General features: G+C 49.1%; 18 protein-coding genes and 7 tRNA genes. 10 read left to right on the forward strand and 15 right to left on the reverse strand.

All coding sequences use genetic code 11. The features are described 5' to 3' along the window. Nucleotides 1–52: 52 nt before the first annotated feature. From DFR27_RS05360 to purE, 7 genes are all read right to left on the reverse strand, one after another. A complete protein-coding gene (locus DFR27_RS05360) occupies nucleotides 53–685 on the reverse strand; it encodes a hypothetical protein (RefSeq protein ID WP_121876425.1) in 633 nt (210 codons plus the stop codon). Between the two features lie 135 nt (nucleotides 686–820). After that, complete coding sequence (locus tag DFR27_RS05365; RefSeq protein ID WP_121876426.1) at nucleotides 821–1,924, reverse strand: YcjF family protein; 1,104 nt, start codon at nucleotides 1,922–1,924, stop codon at nucleotides 821–823. Next, a complete protein-coding gene (locus DFR27_RS05370) occupies nucleotides 1,921–3,354 on the reverse strand; it encodes a YcjX family protein (RefSeq protein WP_170150787.1) in 1,434 nt (477 codons plus the stop codon). The genes DFR27_RS05365 and DFR27_RS05370 overlap by 4 nt, the downstream gene beginning before the upstream one ends. A gap of 291 nt (nucleotides 3,355–3,645) precedes the next feature. Next, nucleotides 3,646–3,948: a P-II family nitrogen regulator gene (locus tag DFR27_RS05375; RefSeq protein ID WP_121876428.1), complete on the reverse strand. Its 303-nt coding sequence runs from the start codon at nucleotides 3,946–3,948 to the stop codon at nucleotides 3,646–3,648. A 1-nt stretch (nucleotide 3,949) separates the two neighbouring features. Then, nucleotides 3,950–4,894, reverse strand: coding sequence for a sodium-dependent bicarbonate transport family permease (locus DFR27_RS05380; protein ID WP_121876429.1), 945 nt, complete (start codon nucleotides 4,892–4,894; stop codon nucleotides 3,950–3,952). Nucleotides 4,895–5,211: 317 nt separating this feature from the next. After that, nucleotides 5,212–6,330 carry a 5-(carboxyamino)imidazole ribonucleotide synthase gene (locus tag DFR27_RS05385; RefSeq protein ID WP_121876430.1) on the reverse strand — a complete coding sequence of 373 codons (1,119 nt, stop codon included), beginning with the start codon at nucleotides 6,328–6,330 and terminating at the stop codon, nucleotides 5,212–5,214. Nucleotides 6,331–6,333: 3 nt separating this feature from the next. Continuing rightward, complete coding sequence (gene purE / locus DFR27_RS05390) at nucleotides 6,334–6,801, reverse strand: 5-(carboxyamino)imidazole ribonucleotide mutase (RefSeq protein ID WP_121876607.1); 468 nt, start codon at nucleotides 6,799–6,801, stop codon at nucleotides 6,334–6,336. A 499-nt stretch (nucleotides 6,802–7,300) separates the two neighbouring features. On the opposite strand from purE, the gene DFR27_RS05395 reads away from it, so the two are divergent. The 3 genes from DFR27_RS05395 (at nucleotide 7,301) to DFR27_RS05405 (ending at nucleotide 11,127) form a co-directional block, all read left to right on the forward strand. Then, on the forward strand, nucleotides 7,301–9,415 hold the full coding sequence (locus tag DFR27_RS05395) for a carboxy terminal-processing peptidase (protein WP_121876431.1): 2,115 nt from the start codon (nucleotides 7,301–7,303) through the stop codon (nucleotides 9,413–9,415). A gap of 39 nt (nucleotides 9,416–9,454) precedes the next feature. Next, the gene (gene xthA, locus DFR27_RS05400; RefSeq protein WP_121876432.1) at nucleotides 9,455–10,264 is read left to right on the forward strand and encodes an exodeoxyribonuclease III; all 810 of its coding nucleotides are present in this window, start codon (nucleotides 9,455–9,457) and stop codon (nucleotides 10,262–10,264) included. 89 nt (nucleotides 10,265–10,353) lie between these two features. Beyond that, nucleotides 10,354–11,127, forward strand: a complete 774-nt coding sequence (locus DFR27_RS05405) for a TrmH family RNA methyltransferase (RefSeq protein WP_121876433.1) — start codon at nucleotides 10,354–10,356, stop codon at nucleotides 11,125–11,127. Nucleotides 11,128–11,134: 7 nt separating this feature from the next. On the opposite strand, the gene tsaA is transcribed toward DFR27_RS05405, so the two are convergent. The 8 genes from tsaA to DFR27_RS05445 form a co-directional block, all read right to left on the reverse strand. Next, nucleotides 11,135–11,833 carry a tRNA (N6-threonylcarbamoyladenosine(37)-N6)-methyltransferase TrmO gene (gene tsaA, locus DFR27_RS05410; protein WP_121876434.1) on the reverse strand — a complete coding sequence of 233 codons (699 nt, stop codon included), beginning with the start codon at nucleotides 11,831–11,833 and terminating at the stop codon, nucleotides 11,135–11,137. Further along, complete coding sequence (locus tag DFR27_RS05415; RefSeq protein ID WP_121876435.1) at nucleotides 11,820–12,035, reverse strand: hypothetical protein; 216 nt, start codon at nucleotides 12,033–12,035, stop codon at nucleotides 11,820–11,822. The genes tsaA and DFR27_RS05415 overlap by 14 nt, the downstream gene beginning before the upstream one ends. Then, complete coding sequence (locus DFR27_RS05420) at nucleotides 12,036–12,449, reverse strand: hypothetical protein (RefSeq protein ID WP_121876436.1); 414 nt, start codon at nucleotides 12,447–12,449, stop codon at nucleotides 12,036–12,038. After that, nucleotides 12,449–14,473, reverse strand: a complete 2,025-nt coding sequence (gene ligA / locus DFR27_RS05425; RefSeq protein ID WP_121876437.1) for an NAD-dependent DNA ligase LigA — start codon at nucleotides 14,471–14,473, stop codon at nucleotides 12,449–12,451. The genes DFR27_RS05420 and ligA overlap by 1 nt, the downstream gene beginning before the upstream one ends. After that, nucleotides 14,470–15,399, reverse strand: coding sequence for a cell division protein ZipA (zipA, locus tag DFR27_RS05430; RefSeq protein WP_121876438.1), 930 nt, complete (start codon nucleotides 15,397–15,399; stop codon nucleotides 14,470–14,472). Before zipA ends, ligA begins: the two co-directional genes overlap by 4 nt. Before the next feature lie 12 nt (nucleotides 15,400–15,411). Then, complete coding sequence (locus tag DFR27_RS05435; RefSeq protein ID WP_121876439.1) at nucleotides 15,412–18,867, reverse strand: chromosome segregation protein SMC; 3,456 nt, start codon at nucleotides 18,865–18,867, stop codon at nucleotides 15,412–15,414. 71 nt (nucleotides 18,868–18,938) lie between these two features. Continuing rightward, complete coding sequence (locus DFR27_RS05440) at nucleotides 18,939–19,964, reverse strand: tetratricopeptide repeat protein (protein WP_121876440.1); 1,026 nt, start codon at nucleotides 19,962–19,964, stop codon at nucleotides 18,939–18,941. Next, nucleotides 19,961–20,377: a cytochrome c-type biogenesis protein gene (locus tag DFR27_RS05445; protein WP_170150788.1), complete on the reverse strand. Its 417-nt coding sequence runs from the start codon at nucleotides 20,375–20,377 to the stop codon at nucleotides 19,961–19,963. The genes DFR27_RS05440 and DFR27_RS05445 overlap by 4 nt, the downstream gene beginning before the upstream one ends. Nucleotides 20,378–20,599: 222 nt before the next feature. On the opposite strand from DFR27_RS05445, the gene DFR27_RS05450 reads away from it, so the two are divergent. The 7 genes from DFR27_RS05450 to DFR27_RS05480 all read left to right on the forward strand — a co-directional run bounded on the left by DFR27_RS05450 (nucleotide 20,600) and on the right by DFR27_RS05480 (nucleotide 21,353). Beyond that, nucleotides 20,600–20,675: transfer RNA gene (locus DFR27_RS05450), tRNA-Val, on the forward strand. 19 nt (nucleotides 20,676–20,694) lie between these two features. Next, a tRNA-Asp gene (locus DFR27_RS05455) sits at nucleotides 20,695–20,771 on the forward strand. Nucleotides 20,772–20,806: 35 nt separating this feature from the next. After that, a tRNA-Asp gene (locus tag DFR27_RS05460) sits at nucleotides 20,807–20,883 on the forward strand. 87 nt (nucleotides 20,884–20,970) lie between these two features. Continuing rightward, nucleotides 20,971–21,046: transfer RNA gene (locus DFR27_RS05465), tRNA-Val, on the forward strand. A 19-nt stretch (nucleotides 21,047–21,065) separates the two neighbouring features. Then, nucleotides 21,066–21,142 (forward strand) — tRNA-Asp (locus DFR27_RS05470). 39 nt (nucleotides 21,143–21,181) lie between these two features. Next, nucleotides 21,182–21,257: transfer RNA gene (locus DFR27_RS05475), tRNA-Val, on the forward strand. Between the two features lie 19 nt (nucleotides 21,258–21,276). Then, nucleotides 21,277–21,353, forward strand: a tRNA-Asp gene (locus DFR27_RS05480). Nucleotides 21,354–21,461: the final 108 nt, after the last annotated feature.

Genomic DNA, 21,461 nt, shown 5'->3' on the forward strand with positions numbered 1-21,461 from the left:
CACACTATTTCATGGTTAAGACGCTACAGGATAACTATAGCGCCGTGGCGACTTAGTTACGTGCTTCGCGAATGTTAATTTCGCCTACGCCAAGCTCTACTTCCAAGCGCGCGCTGCCATCGCCTCTCCAGGTGATGCTCTCATTAACGAACCAACGCTCACTTTCTGTTACGCGGCCATCATCTAAGCGAAGATCGACTTCGCCAACACCTACGTCCGCATCAATGCGACTAAAGTTAGCACTATCAACTCGGACGGTAACTTCACCAACACCCACGGTACCTCGAAAGTGATCGCCGGCTGTGGCCTGGAGTTCACCAACGCCCATTTCAACCTTCGTTTTAAGGCTTCGTGGCGCTACAATCGTAAAATCGGCCACACAGTCTTGGTGATCAACTGAAAGCTCAAGTACATCGCCGCGCAGTTTCGCCTCAACCTTTGGATCATTCTCCGTGTCGCCAGTGCAATCATCTCCTTCGATCAGCGCATTAATTGAGAGTGAGTTGTCCTCGCTGATCGAGAAATCAAGTTTGCCTACATCAACTTGCAGCTGTAGTTCCTGTACATCCACAGTTGTTAAATCAAACGTTGAGCTAAACTCAAATTCTTGATTCGCATGAGTGAATGACGCACCCATGGTGAGAGCGGTAACAATTACTGCCTTTAGTGTTGTGGTTCCCTTCATACTGATTTCCCTCTAAGTTTGTAATCAATTATATTTTTCTAGTGACAATGCCACGCTTTAGCGATTGCAGTGATGCGTTAACACTTCAGCGCGACACGATTCCCAAACCTACTGACGCGATATGTACTCCTATTATTAGGACCCTTTTGCGCTAGCCTCTTTTACTTTGTTTGCGGCTAGTTTTGTTACTCCCATAGCCTGGAGCTCTTCGTTAGTTGAGCGTTGAGTGACGGCACGTACAATATCTTTAAGTTGTGGCGCGTTATCATGGAACGGAACGGGCCTTACTCCACGTAATGCCTCAAGTCCAAGCCGCGACATTAAGACGCCTGCGGCGATGCCTTGACCAACACGGCCGAGTAGCTGAGAGCCCATCCCAAGGCCAAGTTCAGGTAGTAGTGACTGAAGCCCTATTTCGGTAGCGCCCATTGAAAAGGTATTTCTCAGCATCTTTTGGGCGAGTTGATAACGTACTCGCCCGTTCGGTTTTAGACCATAAATCTTCGCAATACCATCAACTAGACGCAGTGAATGCCAAAATACTAGTATCATATCGAGGGTAGCGAAAGGACTAATGCCAATGGCTAAGGCTGACTTTTTAGCAGTGTCGGCTATCAGTTTCTGAGCGCGTTGATCCTGGTCTTTCGCGAGCGCTTTATCAACCGCAAGAACGAACTCGCGGCTATCACTATAGTCACCCGCTTCGGTAGCTACCTTTGATAGCATTCGCTGCATATCTGGATTATTGAAATGACGCCCGGCGGCACGCTGCCAAGAATTTCTCAACTTGACTGAACGTTGAACTAAGGCTTTCTCCGCTTCGATACGCAAGGCCTCGTAATTCGCGAGTTGCTTTCCCGCTTGGCGCCAGCGCCAAATACGAAATCCCGCTGCGCCAGTTAACGCTGCTAACAACGCTGTTATGGTTACACCGAAGGCACTATTGACCTCCCAAGCGAAATCGAGCAGCCGGTAGCCTTCAATTAGGACAATGGTGGCAATACCTACTGAAAACCATCGCCCCCAGAAAACGGCACGTTCCGCGATACCAGGCTGTTTGTCCGCTGATTTTGGTTCTTCACTAGCCGTTGTTGTCGGCCATTGGTCACGTTCCTTGCCCTGTGCTGACTCCGTTCCATCGAGACTACTTTCTACTATGCTACCGGTGCGACCCACGTTCTCAACGGAATCATCAGTCTCGGAGAACTCGATATGCCCCGCTCTTGGTTCATTATTCATCGTAACCAGTCTCCCAAAATTTGTTCAATGGCCGTATCCATTCTTAGATGTTCTGGCACACCGTGCTTAACTCTGGGCTGTAGCGACGGTAAGGCGTACTGCTTAAAGCTTTCATAGTTAAGGGATTCCGCACCAATTAATGTGGGGTTTTGGAAGCGAACCGATTTGCCTTCACTTGTTTTTGCGCTTAAGAACTCGCCGCGATCGTCCATTGAGTATCGTGTTGCACGCATCGCTGCAACGGCTTCAACGTGAACACTGGCGCCTTGCGTCTTGGTGTATCGTATAGCGTCCTGAGCAACCTGTTGCACCACCTTGCGCATTTCTTCATGATCCTCAGGCAGCACCAGGTCGGCTTTGGTTGCATAGATCATAATCTTGTCAACATGTGGACTTAGCCAGTTCATCAGTGAGTGTGTTTCGGTGAACATCACTTGACCCATAATGAGAGCCAAGGCCTCGGAGACCTCCTCCTTGCGTTGCTTTCCATGGTGCAGTACCGATTGCACATCAACCAAAAGCACTTGTCGGTCGAGTCCTTTGATGTGGTTCTCGTAAAACGGCTTTACCGAGCCATTAACATAGTTCATATAGCGCTCTTCCATAAGGGAGAAGAGTGCCCTGCTCCGTTCGCCCTCCTCAACCGTAAAGAGCGGTATGGGAAAGCAGTCAACGTTATCATTGGGCACAGTTACCTGCCCAGGTGTGTAGAGTGTTCCGCCAGACTCGGAGCGTTTAGATTGAAGGTAGTGTTTATAGTTCTCAAAGGTATTCTTAAGTAGCTGTTCATCAAAGCGGGCAGAAACAGGCTCTGAAGAAGCTGATTCAAGATCTACTCCCTCATTCACTAACTGAAGGGGGGCAAGTATCTCTTTGATCTCGCCCTGCTCGTACTCGTTCCAGATTTTGCTTTGCCAACTATTCCATTCTTCGAAGTTCATTTCGAGTAGAGCGGTATCCACCAACCACTCACCCGGGAAATCGGTAATCTCGACAATCAAGGACTTCCGCTTACCTTTTCGACTCACATAGTTGATACGCACGTCGATGGCGCTCGGGCGCTCAGTTGACGGCGGAAATGATGGCGTCTCAGCAACCAATTGGGAATGATGCTTGCTGAAAGCAAATAACCCCAGCTCCTCGCGATGTTTCGCTGGCGGTAACAATTCCACCGCGCGAAGACGCCCTTCTACGTGGGCAGAAAGTGAGGTTAATGTAGCCTCATCAAAGCAGCGTAACTGGGCAATTAAGCTAGTAATGAACGTTGACTTGCCCGAGCCAGAAAGTCCAGCAACGCCAATTTTGAGGCGTTCTTGGCGTAGTCTTTCCCAGTGATGGGTTGACACACTCACACCTTGGTCCACAAGTTCATCCAGCGTTGATCCCGCTTTACTGAGCTTTCTTCGTAGTGATTTAGTAGATAGTTTCATAGTCATATACTTAATTGACGTCACTGCCGCGGTTTTGGATGCAGCACTAGAAATTTAGTTTCATTATTTTGTATTCATAACGATAGCTTTCAAGACGACTTCAAGCAACGGACTTTGAGGGTTGGTGTGGAATACATGCAGCTAGCAGGCCTGAGTAGACATCGTTGAACGAAATAAGCGATTGGGTATGCCCCCCTTAGTGTTGCAGGATAAGCTGAGGAGAATGCGGGGCGAAATTTTACGGCGGGTTTTATTAGGGTAGGCCTCAGTTCGCCCCACCCTACTTGATTACTAGAATTTTTCGGGACGCAGCACGAACACTTCGTGACTGTAGGTGATCATCGCGAAATTGTCATAGTACCGCTCCTGTAGGAGATTCATCAGTTCTCGTGCGATGAGCTCACTACAAATAACTTCGATACGAATGTTGCTTTCAACATCCCAGTCACCACTGCGGAGCCCGCGGGCACCCTTACCTCGTGCATCGGTGATGGTATAACCATGAACACCAAAGTCATCAAGTTCTTTTGAGAGCTTATTTTCTAGTGATGCTTCAGTCACAATGGTAATTAACGTTTTATTATTAGCTTGCATGTTAGGCTCCAAAGTATTGGTGTGCGATCACGGCTAGTTCATAGTACAACGAGATGCCAATGAGTACATTGAACGGGAACGTAATGCCAAGGGAGGCGGTTAATGATAGCGTTGGATTCGCTTCAGGCAGTGATAAGCGCATAGCAGCAGGTACGGCAATATAGGATGCGCTGGCTGCGAGAATAGCGATCATTGCGGTACCGCCAATAGATAGCTCCAACAGTAGCCCTACCCCGATACCGATAACCGCCGAGACTAGAGGCATGGTTATACCAAAAATCAGCAAGAAGAAGCCATATTGACGAAGCGCACCAAGCTTCGAGGCCGCGATAATTCCCATTTCCAGTAGGAATAACGCGAGTATTCCCTTAAAGAGGTCGAAGAAAAGCGGTTTGATCGAACCTAGCGCCTCTTCACCCGCTATCCAGCCGATGAATAATCCACCCAGTAGCAGCAAGATGCCTTTCCCCGTGAATATTTCGTGGGCCACTTCGCCCCACTGCGTCTGTTTCGACAACCCCTTAGCCAAAACAATACCAACAATAATGGCGGGAATTTCCAGAATCACTAGCAATAGGGCCATGTACTCTTCAAAGTAAATGTTGTTAGTCCCCATAAAGGCGATGGCTACCGCAAAAGTACCCACACTGACTGAGCCGTAGTGTGCGGCGATAGAAGCTGCGTCAGCTCTACTAAATTTCCCCAGTAGTTTAAGCACGGGAAAGGCCAAGAGGGGAATGAGTACACCCATCAAGAAGACCGCCACAATTTGCGGAAGCAGTGATAGAAAGGGTTGTTTTGCGAGTTCTATACCACCCTTTAACCCTATGGTAATAAGTAATAACGTACTGACGAAGTCGTAAATCTGAGACGGTAGTCTTAACTCAGCTTTCATCAACCCTGCTAGCACACCAAAGATAAAGAAAAGAATGATCGGTTCGGCCATAGATACGCCTGCTCCTAGTTGAAAGTTTTGCTACTAGCTAATTGGTGATTATCAATGGATTTCGTAGCGCTGTCATAGTAGAGATTACTTGCGAACTATCAACTGGGATAACAACGTAATTGACTGATAAGTCATAGTAGCTTATTGGGCTTAGTTATTCGGAGGGAAAAAATAGCGTCTTATCTCAAGTTAGGGTGACTGATCTACCCCCTAATCACCTTCTTCGCAATGCTTTTACTGCGTTACTTAAAAGAGAGCTACCTTGTTAACGCGTAGCGTTGGGTAGCTCAATTTCGTGGATAGCACTTTAATACAGCTTAGTTGCGGAGTTTCTGCGCTAACTTAGTCTCACCCACTATCAAAAGTAACTCGGCAACGTCATTCTTGAAGTCCGCTACGGTTTGATCAGAGGCTCTTACCAGCGTTACGTGGCCGACTTTGCGATTGGCTCTATCCGACTTCCCATAGGCGTGCAGTGCAGCTTCGGGAACAGCCTGCATGAGTTCGGCTTCAGGTACTGAACCAATAAGGTTTACCATAGCGACATCTGAATTGACCGCAGTGGAACCGAGTTTCTTATCGGCAATAGCTAACAGATGATTCTTGAACTGCGAGGTTTCCGCCCCTTCAATAGTCCAGTGACCAGTGTTATGTACACGTGGGGCAAATTCGTTAGCAAGTAGTTCATCGCCCACTTGGAATAGCTCCAGCGCGATAACGCCAACGTAGTCCAACTCTTCCATTAGACGGGTGACCATCGCTTCAGCTTTCGCTTGCATTGGGTCATCCTGTAGCGCAACAGAAAGCCGTAATATTCCTTCCCGGTGGCTATTCTCACTTATAGGGTAGTAGGCAATTTCACCGCTAACTGAACGCGCGGCAATAACCGAGATTTCACGATCAAAAGGAACCATGGCCTCTAGGATGCACGCTACCTTGCCAACGCTTTCCCAAGCAGTGCCTAAATCTTCTTCGGCTCGGATAACCGCTTGACCCTTTCCATCGTAACCTTCGGAACGCGTTTTTAGGATACATGGGCGCGCCAATTGCTTAAACGCTTCGCTCAGCTCCTCAAAGCTAGAAACAGCCCGAAAGTCAGCGGTGCCTACATTCTGTGAATTGAAAAGTGTCTTTTCCAACAAACGATCGCTTGATACGGCGAGTGCTGAGGAAGATGGATGTACGGGTACCTGTGCTTCGATATTCTTCACAGCTTCGCCGGACACATTCTCAAACTCGTAAGTGACAACGTCCGCCCAGCTTGCAAGTTTATTTTGCGCCTCTAGGTCATCGTAACTGGCAACAATCAAGTCGCCGTAGGGCGCTGAGCATGAGCCAGCATCATCACTAAGGAAACTAAAGCTGCTCTGATCTTCGCGACCCGCAATTGCCATCATTTGCGCTAGCTGTCCAGCGCCTAAGATTCCAAATTTCATAGTTTAAGCTTCTCGAGGATCTGGATTACTCATTACGGTGTCCGTTTGATGAGCTCGGAATTCATTTAATGCAGTTTTAAATTCTGGATACTTATTGCCAAGAATACTTGCTGCTAGAAGGCCTGCGTTCGTGGAACCCGCTTTACCTATTGCCAACGTAGCAACGGGGATGCCACCTGGCATTTGCACGATTGATAGCAGCGAGTCCATACCGTTTAACGCTTTTGACTGAACTGGAATTCCGAGTACTGGAAGTGAAGTCTTTGCAGCAACCATGCCCGGTAAGTGAGCCGCCCCACCCGCGCCAGCGATGATGACTTCAATGCCTCGTGATTCTGCCTGTTCAGCGTAACTGAACAACTTGTCAGGCGTGCGATGAGCCGATACCACTTCAACTTCATGTGGGATACCAAATTGCTCTAGGATGGCCACCCCGTGACTCATTGTTTCCCAATCAGACTTCGATCCCATAATGACACCAACGAGCGGCGTGTTAGATGTGCTCACAACAACTTCTCCATAAAAAACAAAGTGCCAATAGCATAGACAGTACTGCGCAGTGTCAATGCAATTGGCTCATAGTTAGCAGACGATTTCCGTCTTACCAAGTCAGCAAATAATTGTTTGGCTTCTGCCATTTAACCGGCAACTAAGCCACTAGTTGCGCTCTCTCCTACGCAGCACCTAATGGGGCTAGGCGTGGGAAGCCATTCAACATAACGAATACTAAGGGCGAATAGTAACAGTTACGATGAGGATTTGAGACTCGGTCTGTAAAATTCACACTCCTGTTGGAAAATCGCTAGCCAACAAAGATTAGCGATCACCAACGGCGAATGTAGAGAATTACGCCCCTAAAACTAACGGATTACCGTAGAACTTCGGTTTATACATTGAGAGGAACGAAAACATTCATTAGGCTGTCTATATGTATAGTTAATTTAGACCGCGTCTGATTTAGGAGTACGCTGTGATAAAAGGTTCCTTCAAGCCAATTGCGCTAGCACTGGTTGTCTCGGGTTTAAGTGTTGGCACAGCCACCGCTTACGAGCAAAATGTATTCGAATTTAGCCCTGTGGAGCAGGAAACGCTTCAAGACATTGCCGGGATGTTAGAGTCTGAACATTACTCACGTCAAACACTCAATGACGCCTATTCGGAGCGTTGGTATGAGCTTTACCTAAAATCACTAGATCCAAGTAGGCTGTTCTTCCTCCAAAGTGATATCGATGAGTTCGAACAATTCCGCTTTACCCTCGATGATCATACCCTGGAAGGATCATTGCGCCCGCTTGAGTATATCAACGCTCGGTATAATCAGCGTACGTTTGAGCGCTACGAAGCGATTCAAGTACTTTTAGCCAACGGCGTAGAGGTGTTTGACTTCAGTCAGGACGAAGCGCTAGCGCGAGATCGTAGTGAAGCGAGTTGGCCCGAGGATATGAATGAAGCCGATGACCTTTGGCGCCGTTACCTAAAGAATGCTGCACTAAGTTTAAAGTTAGCGGGTAAAGAACCTGCGGCGGCCACTGAAACCTTGCAGAAACGTTACGACAACCAAGCAAGACGCCTATCTCAGTTAAACGCCGGTGATGCCTTTGACCAGTACGCTAACGCCTTAACCTTGGCCTATGATCCCCATTCGTCTTACCTTTCTCCACGTGCGCTGGAAAATTTCGAAATTTCAATGCGGTTACAGTTAGAAGGTATCGGCGCAGTCCTTCAACAGGATGGTGAATACACCAAAATTGTTTCACTCGTTAACAATGGCCCGGCGGACAAAGAAGGTAATCTTTCGCCAGCGGATCGGATTGTTGGCGTTGGTCAGGGCGATAGCCCTATTGAAGATGTGATCGGCTGGCGTTTGGATGACGTGGTAGACCTTGTGCGCGGCGACTCAGGCTCAACGGTTCGTCTTGAAGTTCTCAAACGCGGTTCCGATGATCTCTCGAGTACGGTTGAAGTGGCTATCGTTCGCGAAGCCGTTCAACTCGAAGAGTCCGCCGCATCCGGAGAGGTTCATGACGTTTGGGATGGTGAACGTATTCGCAAAGTAGGCGTTATTACCATTCCAAAATTCTACATGGATATGGAGGCCTATCGTAATCGAGACCCTAATTTCCGTTCCACCGCTAACGACGTTTTCGATATCCTTCGTGAAATGGAAGCGGAACGAGTAGAAGGCATCGTTATCGACCTACGTAATAACGGCGGCGGCGCGTTGATAGAGGCGGACCGCCTGACTGATTTGTTCATTGACCCGGGTGTGGTGGTACAGATTCGCTACGGTGATACCCGCGTTTCACGCCAACATCGAGCTCGACACCCTATGATCTATAGCGGGCCTTTGGTGGTAATGACTAACCGTCTATCGGCATCGGCTTCAGAGATTTTCGCTGGCGCAATCATGGACTACCAGCGTGGCATCGTAGTGGGTACGCCTACTTTCGGCAAAGGAACGGTGCAAAGTATCGAATCCTTTGACGGCGGCGCTCTCAAGGTTACCGAATCGATGTTCTATCGCGTTAACGGCCAAAGTACTCAGTTCGATGGTGTTGTACCACACATCCAATTCCCTCTTCAGTATGACCCGAGTGATATCGGCGAGAGCGCCTACCCGTATGCTTTGGCGTGGGAGCCGATTCATGCTGTGGACCATAATGTTTGGATCGACACGGACCGGTACGTGCCTGTGCTTACGGCTGAACACCGTGCAAGAACAAGCGATGACGGTGATTTTAACTACCTCCGAGAGCGCTACGACTGGATGCAAACACAGGGCCTTCAATCAGAAATCACGCTCAATTACGATCAGCGTTTGCGAGAGAAAGAAGAATTCGAGGCATCAGCGTTAGCCATTGAAAACAATCGTCGAGCGTTGAAGGGGCAAGATCTACTCACTTCTTTGGATGAACTTGATGATGCCAACGACGAGGAACTCGACGTTGATCTGGAAGTATCGGAAAGCGATGAAGAAAATTCACCACCTGACTTTATTCTGGATGAGTCCACGTATATCCTAGTCGACCTAATTAATCTTACACGTTCAGAGAACATAGGCCGCTGGGTTCAACGCGACGATTAGTCAACCCTGCCGTGACCCCTGTTCTCTTCAGGGGTCACCATGCGCGTCATCAGTTTCAACATAAATAGTGTCCGAGCTCGTCTGCATCAACTTGAAGCTATTATCGCTACCCATCAACCGGATTTTATCGGTCTACAGGAAACCAAAGTAGATGACCCACAGTTTCCATTGGCCGCAATAGAAGACTTAGGTTACCACTGTATTTTTCACGGTCAAAAGTCGCACTATGGCGTAGCGCTGTTGTCAAAGCTACCGCCCCTATCGGTGGTGAAAGGTTTTCCTACCGATACCGATGATGACCAAAAACGTTTTGTCGGCGGAAGCTTTGACATCAATGGCAAAATTGTCCATGTCTACAACGGATACTATCCTCAAGGTGATAATCTTAGTCATGCCACTAAATTCCCAGCTAAGCGGAAGTTCTATTCGGACTTAACTAAACTCATGGCGAATCATGATTTGGCCAATGAAGCCGTCCTGCTCATGGGGGATAACAATATTGCACCGCAAGACATCGATATCGGTATTGGTGCCGATAACCAAAAGCGTTGGCTCAGAACAGGTAAAGCAAGCTTCCAGCCCATTGAACGAGACTGGCTGGCAACATTAACCGGATTAGGCTTCGTGGATAGCCACCGCCATCTCAAGCCAACATCAACTGCACTAAGTTGGTTCGACTATCGAAGCCGAGGCTTTGAACGCGACCCTCGAACGGGGCTGAGAATTGATCTTATTCTCACTTCAAGCTATCTCACGGGCGGGTTGAAGGACTCAGGCATCGACTACGATATAAGGGCGATGGAAAAACCGTCTGATCACGCACCCTGTTGGTTAGAGCTTGAACTCTAGTTGCCAAGTAGCAAGATCACGGAACTTAACGGTCCTAAAGTGAAAGTTAGGCATATAATCAGTACTAAACCTAGTTATAAGAGCAACCAATGACCTCTGACTACCAAGCAAAAAAGCAGTTCCTAGCCTCAATGATCAGCGTATATGGACGAAAGCCAGTGTTAGAGATGTTGGAAGACCACAGCTTGTTGATTCATAAGCTTCATCTCGCTGACAGCAATAAGCCTCAGGGAATTATCAAGGACATTATCCGTGCAGCGGAGTCTAGGGATGTAGAGATCCTCTACCACGATCGCAAATCGCTCTCCCGTATATCTCGGAATATGAAGCAGGATCAAGGCGTGGTGGTAGATGTTCATAACCCCAAAATGAACCTGCTGAGTAAAGCAGCACTCAAATCAACTGAGAAGACTGGCCAATGGCTTCTTCTCGATAACGTCACCAACCCACAGAACGTGGGTATGATTATCAGAAGTGTAGCGGCTGCAGGCATCAATGGACTCATAATACCGCGCCAAGCCAACGCTAGCCTTAACGCGCTGGTTGTAAAGAGCAGCGCCGGCACGCTTTTTAAGGCACCTATACTATTGTGTGACACCGTATCGGAAGCCATTGAAATTATTCAAACCCAGGGGCTCAATATTGCCGTGCTCGCGGGCGAAGCAAAGGAAGATGTGTTTAGCTTTGCGGCAACTGATGGTGTTGGTACGGTTTATGTGATGGGTAATGAAAGCGAAGGCGTATCGAAGGAAACTCGCAAAGCCGCTACCCATGCGCTATCAATACCCATGCATAACGAAGTAGAGTCTCTAAATGTAGCCGTTGCGGCCTCAATAGTGGCCTACGCCACGCAAATCAGCTAGAGAGCACCTACGCTACGCCCTGGATAGTTACGGCGTTCTCACTAACGGTAAATTTAAATTCTATCCCCTCAAGACTTACCCCGTAAACACGGGCTTCGTCGTTATGATAAGAGGGCCTAGGGTCCTGAGCCAAAATTTGTTCAACACCCGTCATGTCCGTTAAGTTTAGCTTAGCGCTTATCAACTCAAACTCGTTCCTAGCCTGATCCGTCCAAACAACTTTCAGAGTGCGCGGTGGTTGATCTGCCATCAAGTAGGTCGCATCGGCTACGCTGTCAACGTAAGGCACATAGGGCTTAATATCTAAAATTGGTGTGCCGCTAACAAGATCTACTCCGGAAACATGAATTTCCGTGCGCCCACCAAGGACAACCTTATCCAATTTCAGCACCGATAGACCGAGTGGGTTCGGTCGATGGGTTGAACGCGTAGCAAAGACACCAACACGCTCATTACCGCCTAATCGCGGCGGCCTAACCGTCGGCTTGTCTGAAGCGCCAACTAGATGAAAGACAAAGCTAACCCAGATATGAGTACAGCCTTCTAGGCCTAGCACAAAGTTAGGGTCTGAGTAGTCGTCGTCAAGCACGATTACCCCTCTCGCGCCCGCTGCTAAACGTGCCTGCCGAGGCACAGCAAACTTGCTATCAAAGGGTGTGTTGATGACCCCAATTCGCGATAGTAAAAAGTCTTTAGCTGTCGTCACGGCGTGAAGTCCACCAACGCAGAACCAAAGCTGCCAAGCTACCTAGTGCGATGACGAAGAGAAAAAAAGGTGATACTTCCTTGAACAACGCGAACATTTCACCGTAGCTTACATGGAAGGCTCGGTGAACACCCCAGAGCATGACGGCCATGGCGATGATCCCTAAGACAGGGGTTTTGAACTTACGTAAGGTCTTCTTCATTTAATAACTCGTCTCGTGAAGCCATTCGCATTTAACTGACATGGCGTTACTGCCGGGCTTGTGGTGGTCACCGTCAGGTGTCCATACGAAGCTGTGTGTGCCTCTCAACTCGGTTTCTAAGTGAACGGTTGCTGAAACCCAGTACATCTTGGTTAATAGCGCTTCAAACTGCTTGATCCACTCGTCCCATTCGTACTCGATGGCGCCGTACGAAGAGCCGAAGTGCATTACCTCGGTGATAAAGTCGCCACGTGGTTGAGAATGCTCGGGAACCGAAAACATTTCTCGGTTGAGGAATTGCCAAGCTTCGTTGGCTGGTAAATGTGCCAACGCTAAACGATTCGCGCGACGCCGTTCGACATCAAGCGCAGGACTTGTATCCGTGATGCATCCGTATACGATTGATTCTTGCATTACTCGGTTACCTCTGAGTCTAATGTGGCAAGTAGTTCGATCAAATCATCTTCTGAGAATACTTCAACGCCCAGCTGCTCTGCCTTGGCTAGCTTTGAGCCGGCGCCCGGCCCAGCGTAGACCCTTGAGGTCTTAGCAGAAACCGACCCAGCAACTTTGGCACCATAGGATTGCAACCTTTGCTTCGCTTCGTTTCGATTCATTGCTGTGAAACTGCCAGTCAACACAATCGTGAGCCCTTTAAGCGCCTCAGCATCAACGCCCGAAGCTGACTCGACTTGTGGTTCAACGCCCGCTGCAAGGAGTTGGTCAATCGCAATTCGGTGCTTTTCATCCGAAAAATAGGTCAGAATATGACCAGCGACGATTGGGCCCACATCATCAATGGATTCTAATGTTTCACGATTGGCAGCCACTAAGCGGTGAATGTCACCAAAGTAACGAGCGAGTTCTAAGGCGGTAGCCTCGCCAACTTCACGAATACCCAGCGCATAAATGAATCGCGCTAAACTGACTGACTTACTCGCTTCAATGGCCAAAAGTAACTTGCTGGCACTTTTTTCGCCGAATCGATCTAGGGCGATAAGTTGATCGAAAGAGAGGCTAAACACATCGGGAAAGCCCTTGAGTGCATTCAGGTTGACTAATTGATCGATAAGCTTGTCACCGAAACCGTCGATGTCGAACGCCTTACGCGAAGCGAAGTGAATTAAGCTGGCTTTACGCTGCGCCGAGCACACTACCCCACCGGAGCAACGCGCCACGGCAAAGTTGTCGTCGCGCTCAACCAGTGAATCACAAACTGGGCAGGTCGTAGGAAGCGCAGGTATCGCCCCCCTCTTCTTGCCTTCCGGCGCCAAGGCGGCGGCAATCTGAGGGATAACATCGCCTGCACGTCGAATGACGACACGATCACCAAGATGAAGCCCTAAGCGTGAAATTTCATCCATATTGTGGAGCGTTGCATTGGAAACCGTAACACCTCCAACAAATACTGGCTCTAAGCGAGCTACCGGCGTAATTGCTCCCGTTCGGCCAACTTGAAACTCAACATCAATAAGCGTAGTAAACGCTTCTTGCGCAGGAAATTTCCGCGCGACGGCCCAGCGTGGCGCTCTGGCTACAAAACCAATCTTTTGTTGCAACGCGAGATCATTCACTTTGTAGACAATACCGTCAATGTCGTAGGCAAGTAGCGTGCGTTCTCGGTCCGTTTGCTCGTAGTAGTCAACGGCCGCCTGAAGCGACGTACAGATGCGCGTTGTGCTGTTGACCGTCAAACCGAGGGAACTGAGGAATTCTAATTGCTCGTAGTGAGTGGTGAAATCTGTTCCAACTGAGATATCCCCAATACTATAAGCGTAGAAAGCTAGGGGCCGCTCAGACGTTATGGCAGGATCTAACTGGCGCAAACTTCCCGCGGCCGCATTTCTTGGATTAACAAACGGCTTGGTATTATTTCTTACCGCTCGTTCATTAAACGCTTTGAAACCTGTGTGTGGCATGATGACTTCGCCGCGAACCTCGAGTCTGGCGGGCGGGTTGTTGGTCAACAACTTAAGCGGAATATTCCGAATGGTTCGAACATTACTCGTAATATTCTCACCCGTTGTTCCATCACCACGGGTAGCGCCCTGAACCAACAAACCGTGCTCATAAACTAGACTTAACGCTACGCCGTCAAGCTTGTATTCACAGCAAAGCTCTAGCTCATCTTTAGCGGCCAAACTGCTACACCGACGATAAAAATCGGCTAATTCCTCATCCGAAAAAGCGTTATTTAGGCTAAGCATAGGCTTGAGGTGACTGACCGGCTGAAAACCATCTAACGGCTTATCACCAACCCGCTGCGAGGGCGAATCTGGCGCGATCCATTGCGGTTGCTGCTGTTCAATCTCAACGAGTTCTTGGTAGAGCTGGTCGTATTCCTGGTCGGCCACAAGCGGCATGTCTTGCGTATAGTAGGCAGATGACAGCTGATTTAGTCGCTCGACCAGCGAAATGTATTGCGCTTTATTGCTCATTCGGCCGTGCTTTCGCGCTGCTTACGCATTTGTGTGCGAGTAAATTCATGAAGTCGATTTTCATAATGCGTTAGAGTTTGCTGGGTAAATACCGATAGATCGGAATCATAGACTTCGCCGTCTAAGGCAGTGGACGTAGCTCTAGCAGCTTCGACCATAGTACGTAGGGCGATATGCGGATTCTGTTTAGGAAGCGACATAAAGAAGATCAGGCCAGTTGTTGAGAACTCACTGAGGGCTTCAATATCGAAGTAGCCAGGCTCAACCATATTCGCCACCGAAAAACTAACCTCGTTCTTTAATTTGTCATCAAAGTGGGCGTGAAAAATCTTCTTACTACCATAATTAACACCGCTACGAAGCAGCGCTTCGACTACTTCATGCCCGCCAAACTGCATACCCTTACGAGCACGTACAAAAATAGTAAGCACTTCGTCGCCCGGCTCGAGATTATGGCCAGGTTCCTGCGATGCGGGAGTGGCCCCCTCGGTCTCTTCAACACTCTCCGTGAGTGTCGGCACATCATCTAAATCGAAGTCTGTGCCCTGCTCGGTTACCTGGGCGCTAAGCGCTTGTTCGTCTGGGAAATCAAATTCTACTTGGTTGGGCGTTACACCGAAGCTAGGCTCACGTATTAGGTCTTGTTCGTCACCAGCGTTGCTGTGCGATTCAACACCCATGCCGTCCACATCTGGATGGTCCATTGTGTCGTCGGTACCATCGCGATCAACAACACGTGCTCCTCCCGAGGGAAGTTCGTGTGAGAGTTCTTCGAGAACGTCTTTGTCTAAGCCGTCCTTTAAATTCAAATTCATTCGGATCTCAGAGCGCCTAGCGCGGATCGAACGTCGTAAACCATCGAGTGCTAGCACCAGTAGAATCAGTACGCCTACCAAGATCGAAATGTTTTGAAGATTAAGTTCCATGTTATATCTCGTTTATGCCTCGGCTAGTGCCACGGCTTCATCAACATCCACAGAAACCAAGCGGGAAACGCCTGGCTCATGCATCGTGACACCCTGCAACTGCTGTGCCATTTCCATAGCAATTTTGTTGTGGGTTATGTAAATAAATTGTACGTTCGCGCTCATTTCTTCAACCAGTTTCGCATAACGTCCTACGTTCGCGTCATCCAACGGTGCGTCAACCTCATCCAGCATACAGAATGGCGCGGGATTTAATTGGAAAATCGAGAACACCAACGCAATAGCCGTCATGGCCTTCTCACCACCAGAAAGCAGATGGATGGTGCTGTTTTTCTTACCTGGTGGACGAGCCATAATTGAAACGCCGGTATCAAGTAGATCTTCACCGGTTAGCTCAAGCCACGCATTACCGCCCCCGAAGACTTTCGGAAAAAGCGTCTGCAAGCCTGCGTTCACTGTATCAAATGTGGCCTTAAAACGCGCACGAGTTTCGCGGTCAATCTTCTGAATGGCCGTCTCGAGCGCTTCTAAGGCCTCGTTCAGATCTGCATCATGCGCGTCCAGATAGTCCTTACGTTCCTTTTCTTGCTCATACTCATCAATCGCAGCTAGGTTGATGGCGCCTAATCGTTTGATACGTTGTTCGAAGCGGACAAGCTCTGCTTCCCAAGTAGGCAAATCCAACTCTTCGGGCAGACTATCTAATACGGCTTTAAGGTCAATCTCGTGTTCACGCAGCTGCTCTGCTAAACCACCTAGTTTAACGTAAACCGTTTGCCGCTCGAGGCGTTGCTGCTCGAGGCGCTCACGTAACTTATCAACCATACGCTCAACATCACCGCGTGATGATTCAAGCGTACGCAACTCATGCGCCACCTCATCCGCTCGCTGCTTGGCTGCAGTGAGGTCCGCTTCCATAACTAAGCGCTGCTCGGCCAATTCCTCTATCTGCAGCGGCAGTTCGATGTTTTCTTCGGCAATGATCTGCAGCTCTTCGCGCAGTGTTGCCTCTCGTTCAAGACGATCCTGTATTTGCTCGTCTACACGAGCAAGCGCGGACTTGGCCGCGTCAATGGTTAAGCGGTAGCGTTGTGAATCGAGAAGTAATCGCTGTCTCGTTGCTTCGCTATCTCGGTAGTTAGCGGCTAACGTCTGAAGCTTTGCGCTGGTAGCTTCCAAAGCCTGCTCAAGCTGCGCTAAGGGGTTGTAGTGGGACTCTTCGATTAGCGCCTCGAGCTGAAGCGCCAATTCTTCGCCGAGCTCTACCGCCACCAACTCACTCTCCTCAAGCTCCCCGTGGGATTCCTGAAGCGACGTGAGTTGCGCACTCAATTGGGTGTACGTGGCCTCGGCAGCACGATAATTAGCCTCCGCTTGATTATTAAGCGTTTGCTGAGCGGCAAGCTGTTGACGCTCATCCTGAAGCGCCGCATCGGCTCCGTTGAGCTCTGCTTCTACCGCCTTAAGTTGGGCTAATCCAGCTTCCTGCAAGCCGCTATTCTCATTCATTTGGCCGTCGAGCAAACGTTGCTCTTCAAGCAAGAGGAGTGGATCCACGGCAATCTGCTCGCCGATCATGGTTTGTGTATTACGGCTTAACCACTCACCGGTTTTACAAATAACACTTTGCCCCGGCGCTAGCGAATCACGAATACGCAGAGCGCTACACAGTTCGTCAGCCACTAGAATACTATTGAGGAAGTCAGGTACCTGCCCGGCTTCAACCAGTGCCCCGAGTGTGCCCGCTACGGGCTGACAGGGCGAACTAAGCACCGGCAAGTTCGGCGCTACGATTGTTTCACCGAACTCGCTCAGCTGTATGCGAGCGTCAAGCCAACTCCCGAGTATCCAGCTAAACACCCCCTGCCACGCTTCGGGTACTTTGAGTTCGTTCATTAAGGTAGGCGCATTAGAAAGCCCATACTCTGCGACCGCTGCTTCCAACTCCGTTGACTGACGATCAGCCATAAGGATATTGATGGCCTCGTTACGCGATTCTAGCTTAACGCCGGCGTGCATTAGCTCACTCTGACGCTCCTTCAGAGCGTGGAGATCGGCTCTCAGTCGGTCGCGCAGTTGTTGCGTTTTGTTAGCTTGATCAGCTAGCGTGTTCATCACGCTAAGTGTAGTTTGGCGCTGTTCGGTGAACTCAGACAGTTTGCTTTCGTTTAGGGCACGCTCTACTTTTTGTTGTTCAGTTAGCAGTGACGCTCTTCGCTGACCAATTTGTTCAACAGTAGATTGCTGCTGGCTAATTTGCTGCTGAATATTCGCTTTCCGTTGCTCAAAGGTGGCGAGGTCTCGCTTACATTGTTGCAGTGCTTCATTAGCCTGTTCGCGTAACGCGCGTTCGTCGTCCATTAACAACTGCTGTTCAGCTAAGGATTCTTCAAGAAGTTGAAGCTCGGGTTCTAACGCGAGTAATAACGATTCAGCACCCGTTAGCTTTTGCTGGTCGTCCTCTCGCTGGACGTCAATGGCATTACGAGCAGCGCTAGATTGCTGTAGCTCCTGCTGCAGCTTATTCGATTTGTCTGCCGAGTATTTAGCGTTTTGTTCCAATTGGGCCATCTTAGAGCCGAGTTGAAAGTAGGCTTGCTGAATTTCCTGGTAGCTAATCTGTAACGCCTCGCTTTGACTTCGCAACAAATCAATCTTCGACTCAGCGCCCATTTTGTTTGCACGAACGTCGTCAATTTCTTCGTTAAGCTTAGCGATTAGCGCATCATACTCTACTAGCTGCTGGTCGAATTCATTCCACTGTACCGCGATAACCATTGCCTTTAACTCACGCTCTTCAGCACGAAGCTTTCGATAACGCTGCGCCTCGGAAGCTTGTCGAGCTAGGCGCTCGAGTTGACGACCCAACTCGTCCCGAAGATCAGTTAATCGTTCAAGGTTTTCTCGAGTCCGCTTAATTCGATTTTCGGTGTCACGCCGACGGTCTTTGTATTTAGAGATGCCAGCGGCTTCCTCAATAAACACTCTAAGTTCGTCGGGCTTAGACTCGATTAAACGGGAAATCATTCCCTGCTCAATAATGGCGTAGCTGCGTGGGCCTAAGCCAGTTCCAAGGAAGATATCTGTAATATCGCGGCGGCGGCACTTAGTGCCATTGATATAGTAGGTATTTTGACTCTCTCGAGTGACCTTCCGTTTAACCGCAACTTCGGCAAATTGATTCCATTCACCCTGAATGCTGTGGTCAGAATTGTCGAACACTAGTTCAATGGACGCCTGCCCTACAGGCTTACGACTACTTGAGCCATTGAAAATAACGTCCGTCATGGACTCACCACGGAGGTTCTTTGCCGACGACTCCCCCATTACCCACCTAACGGCATCGATCACATTCGACTTGCCACAGCCATTCGGCCCCACCACTGCACTCAAATTCGAAGGAAAATGAACAGTTGTGGGATCAACGAAAGACTTAAAGCCTGCCAATTTGATCGATTTTAGGCGCATGGGGCGGAACCAATTCCTTGCAAACAGTGGGCGCGTACGGCGCTCCGATTATTATTAGCGTAGTTTCTAATTTATTCGACTTGGCGGTCAATGACAATATCTAGTGTTTGAATTTCATTATTGACACTAAATGTAGAACTCTCCCAGTCACCAGCTTGCTTCCCCGCTTGGCCTGACTGACTGAGTACTGCGTAAACAATAAACTGGTCAAAATTAGCAATATTATGTCCGCTAATCATTTCATCTGCCGGAGTAAGCGCTACGGATACTGGCAGCGATCCTGCTGGAACCCGCTTGACTGCTAAGGGTGCTCCTTCAGTGTTCGGTCTAGCCACGATAAAGACCATCGCCGAAGGAGATACTTCGATCAAGTCAGTGCCGCTCACATTGACGGTAACGGAGCGCGATAAAGTATCAATGCCAAGCTCGGCGGATACTTGAGCAACCGCCTCAACGATCATGGGACGGCTAGGACTATCCATTGGTAATACCTGGAGTAGCTGTTGCCAATAGCTTAATGCAAGCTCTGGCTGTTGGTTTTGGTAGTTATGGACTGCCAAGAGTGCCAACACCGGCCGACTAGAAGGATCTAACTCCAATGCACGATCTAAGCGTAACTGAATTGCCGGCGTGATTATGCCGCGGTTTGCGAAATAACTGACCTGCGCGTACTCCGCCGCGACCTGGGGATCTTCCGGTGATAAACGTTGCATCTGAGCGAATCGGCTTTCCGCAGCTTGATAACGACCGGCCTGTTTATCGAGGGTTGCCGCTAAGAACAACAGGCGCTCTTGTTCAGGATCTTCCTGTAGAGCGAGATTAATTCGATCACTTAGCTGCGAAGAAATGGCTTCTGCGTCACCGCCAGCGTTAACAGCCTGAGTCCATTCAGCCGCAAGCTGATCAATTTCTACCAGGTCATAACTACCTGAAGACTGATAACCCAGGACACCAACGAGCGGCACCATCACCACCGCTAGTGCTAGAAAGATTGACGCTGCACCCTTAGTACTAGAATTGTCCCGCTTCGCGAGCTGCCAAATAACTGCCCCACTCACTACCAAGGTAGCAAGGACCACAATCGTGAGTGACATCATTTGTAAGACTCCTCACTATCGCTCACTTCAACGCCGTTGCGACGCACCACCACAATGGCAATGGTGACCACCAAGAACAACAGGACGAACGGACCTAACCACAACACGTAATTGACGCCAGTCATCTCCGGGCTGTAAAGCACAAATTCGCCGTAGCGTGCCACCAAGTAGTCCTTTATCTCGATATCTGACTTATCTGCCATGAGCATTTCGTAGACGATATCCTTCATATCCTGCGCGATGGGCGCGTCGGAATCGGAAATGGCCTGATTCTGGCACTTTGGGCAGCGGAGCTCAGCCGTTAAGGATTCGAAGCGAATACGATCCAATTCACTGCGAAACTCATAGAGATCAATTGATCCGTAGACACTAGAAGCTAAAAGGAACGAGATAACGGCAAATAGTTTTTTCATATTAGTTTCCGTAAGAACGTTTGTACCCGCGGTATGAATGCAGTAGCGTAGCGAGCTTATAAAGTGAATCATACCATTTGCGTTAGACTATAGGTACAGTTTGACCGCGTTTTTTAGCCGCGCTTGTAGCACCCTAAAAGACGTTAGTTTATTGATTTATTTAGTTTTTTTAACTTTATAGTTGACAACTTTCTCCGTCTACGTAAAATGCGCGGCGTGCTTGGGTGATTAGCTCAGCTGGGAGAGCGGCGCCCTTACAAGGCGTAGGTCACAGGTTCGATCCCTGTATCACCCACCAGTTTTAAAGTTTAAAATGCGGACCGGTAGTTCAGTTGGTTAGAATACCGGCCTGTCACGCCGGGGGTCGCGGGTTCGAGTCCCGTCCGGTCCGCCACTTTAAATCAGAAAAGCACAGATTATTTGTATTGCGGACCGGTAGTTCAGTTGGTTAGAATACCGGCCTGTCACGCCGGGGGTCGCGGGTTCGAGTCCCGTCCGGTCCGCCATTACAAATGATGATCAGCAGTTTTTCCATTAAACGCTATAGTTTGTTATGGTGTTTTGTGAAAAGAATGTTGTATCCGAGATTACTCGGGTGATTAGCTCAGCTGGGAGAGCGGCGCCCTTACAAGGCGTAGGTCACAGGTTCGATCCCTGTATCACCCACCAGTTTTAAAAGTTTAAGCGCGGACCGGTAGTTCAGTTGGTTAGAATACCGGCCTGTCACGCCGGGGGTCGCGGGTTCGAGTCCCGTCCGGTCCGCCACTTTTACTTTATGTTTTACAAGTTGTTCCGAGATTACTCGGGTGATTAGCTCAGCTGGGAGAGCGGCGCCCTTACAAGGCGTAGGTCACAGGTTCGATCCCTGTATCACCCACCAGTTTTAAAAGTTTAAGCGCGGACCGGTAGTTCAGTTGGTTAGAATACCGGCCTGTCACGCCGGGGGTCGCGGGTTCGAGTCCCGTCCGGTCCGCCACTTATTCATAAAAAAACCGCTTTTTTAAGCGGTTTTTTTATGCCTGCCATTTAAGCCTACTATATTTCTCGAAGGTGATCTGAGGGGGTTGAAGCTATTGGAGCCAGC

Source organism: Umboniibacter marinipuniceus (assembly GCF_003688415.1).
Taxonomy (GTDB): domain Bacteria; phylum Pseudomonadota; class Gammaproteobacteria; order Pseudomonadales; family DSM-25080; genus Umboniibacter; species Umboniibacter marinipuniceus.

Excerpts from the sequence above, each read along its gene's own strand:
- DFR27_RS05360 (WP_121876425.1), bottom strand. The coding sequence starts at position 685 with ATGAAGGGAACCACAACACTAAAGGCAGTAATTGTTACCGCTCTCACC.
- DFR27_RS05365 (WP_121876426.1), bottom strand. The coding sequence starts at position 1,924 with ATGAATAATGAACCAAGAGCGGGGCATATCGAGTTCTCCGAGACTGAT.
- DFR27_RS05370 (WP_170150787.1), bottom strand. The coding sequence starts at position 3,354 with ATGAAACTATCTACTAAATCACTACGAAGAAAGCTCAGTAAAGCGGGA.
- DFR27_RS05375 (WP_121876428.1), bottom strand. The coding sequence starts at position 3,948 with ATGCAAGCTAATAATAAAACGTTAATTACCATTGTGACTGAAGCATCA.
- DFR27_RS05380 (WP_121876429.1), bottom strand. The coding sequence starts at position 4,894 with ATGGCCGAACCGATCATTCTTTTCTTTATCTTTGGTGTGCTAGCAGGG.
- DFR27_RS05385 (WP_121876430.1), bottom strand. The coding sequence starts at position 6,330 with ATGAAATTTGGAATCTTAGGCGCTGGACAGCTAGCGCAAATGATGGCA.
- purE (WP_121876607.1), bottom strand. The coding sequence starts at position 6,801 with ATGGGATCGAAGTCTGATTGGGAAACAATGAGTCACGGGGTGGCCATC.
- xthA (WP_121876432.1), top strand. The coding sequence starts at position 9,455 with ATGCGCGTCATCAGTTTCAACATAAATAGTGTCCGAGCTCGTCTGCAT.
- DFR27_RS05405 (WP_121876433.1), top strand. The coding sequence starts at position 10,354 with ATGACCTCTGACTACCAAGCAAAAAAGCAGTTCCTAGCCTCAATGATC.
- DFR27_RS05415 (WP_121876435.1), bottom strand. The coding sequence starts at position 12,035 with ATGAAGAAGACCTTACGTAAGTTCAAAACCCCTGTCTTAGGGATCATC.
- DFR27_RS05420 (WP_121876436.1), bottom strand. The coding sequence starts at position 12,449 with ATGCAAGAATCAATCGTATACGGATGCATCACGGATACAAGTCCTGCG.
- ligA (WP_121876437.1), bottom strand. The coding sequence starts at position 14,473 with ATGAGCAATAAAGCGCAATACATTTCGCTGGTCGAGCGACTAAATCAG.
- zipA (WP_121876438.1), bottom strand. The coding sequence starts at position 15,399 with ATGGAACTTAATCTTCAAAACATTTCGATCTTGGTAGGCGTACTGATT.
- DFR27_RS05435 (WP_121876439.1), bottom strand. The coding sequence starts at position 18,867 with ATGCGCCTAAAATCGATCAAATTGGCAGGCTTTAAGTCTTTCGTTGAT.
- DFR27_RS05440 (WP_121876440.1), bottom strand. The coding sequence starts at position 19,964 with ATGATGTCACTCACGATTGTGGTCCTTGCTACCTTGGTAGTGAGTGGG.
- DFR27_RS05445 (WP_170150788.1), bottom strand. The coding sequence starts at position 20,377 with ATGAAAAAACTATTTGCCGTTATCTCGTTCCTTTTAGCTTCTAGTGTC.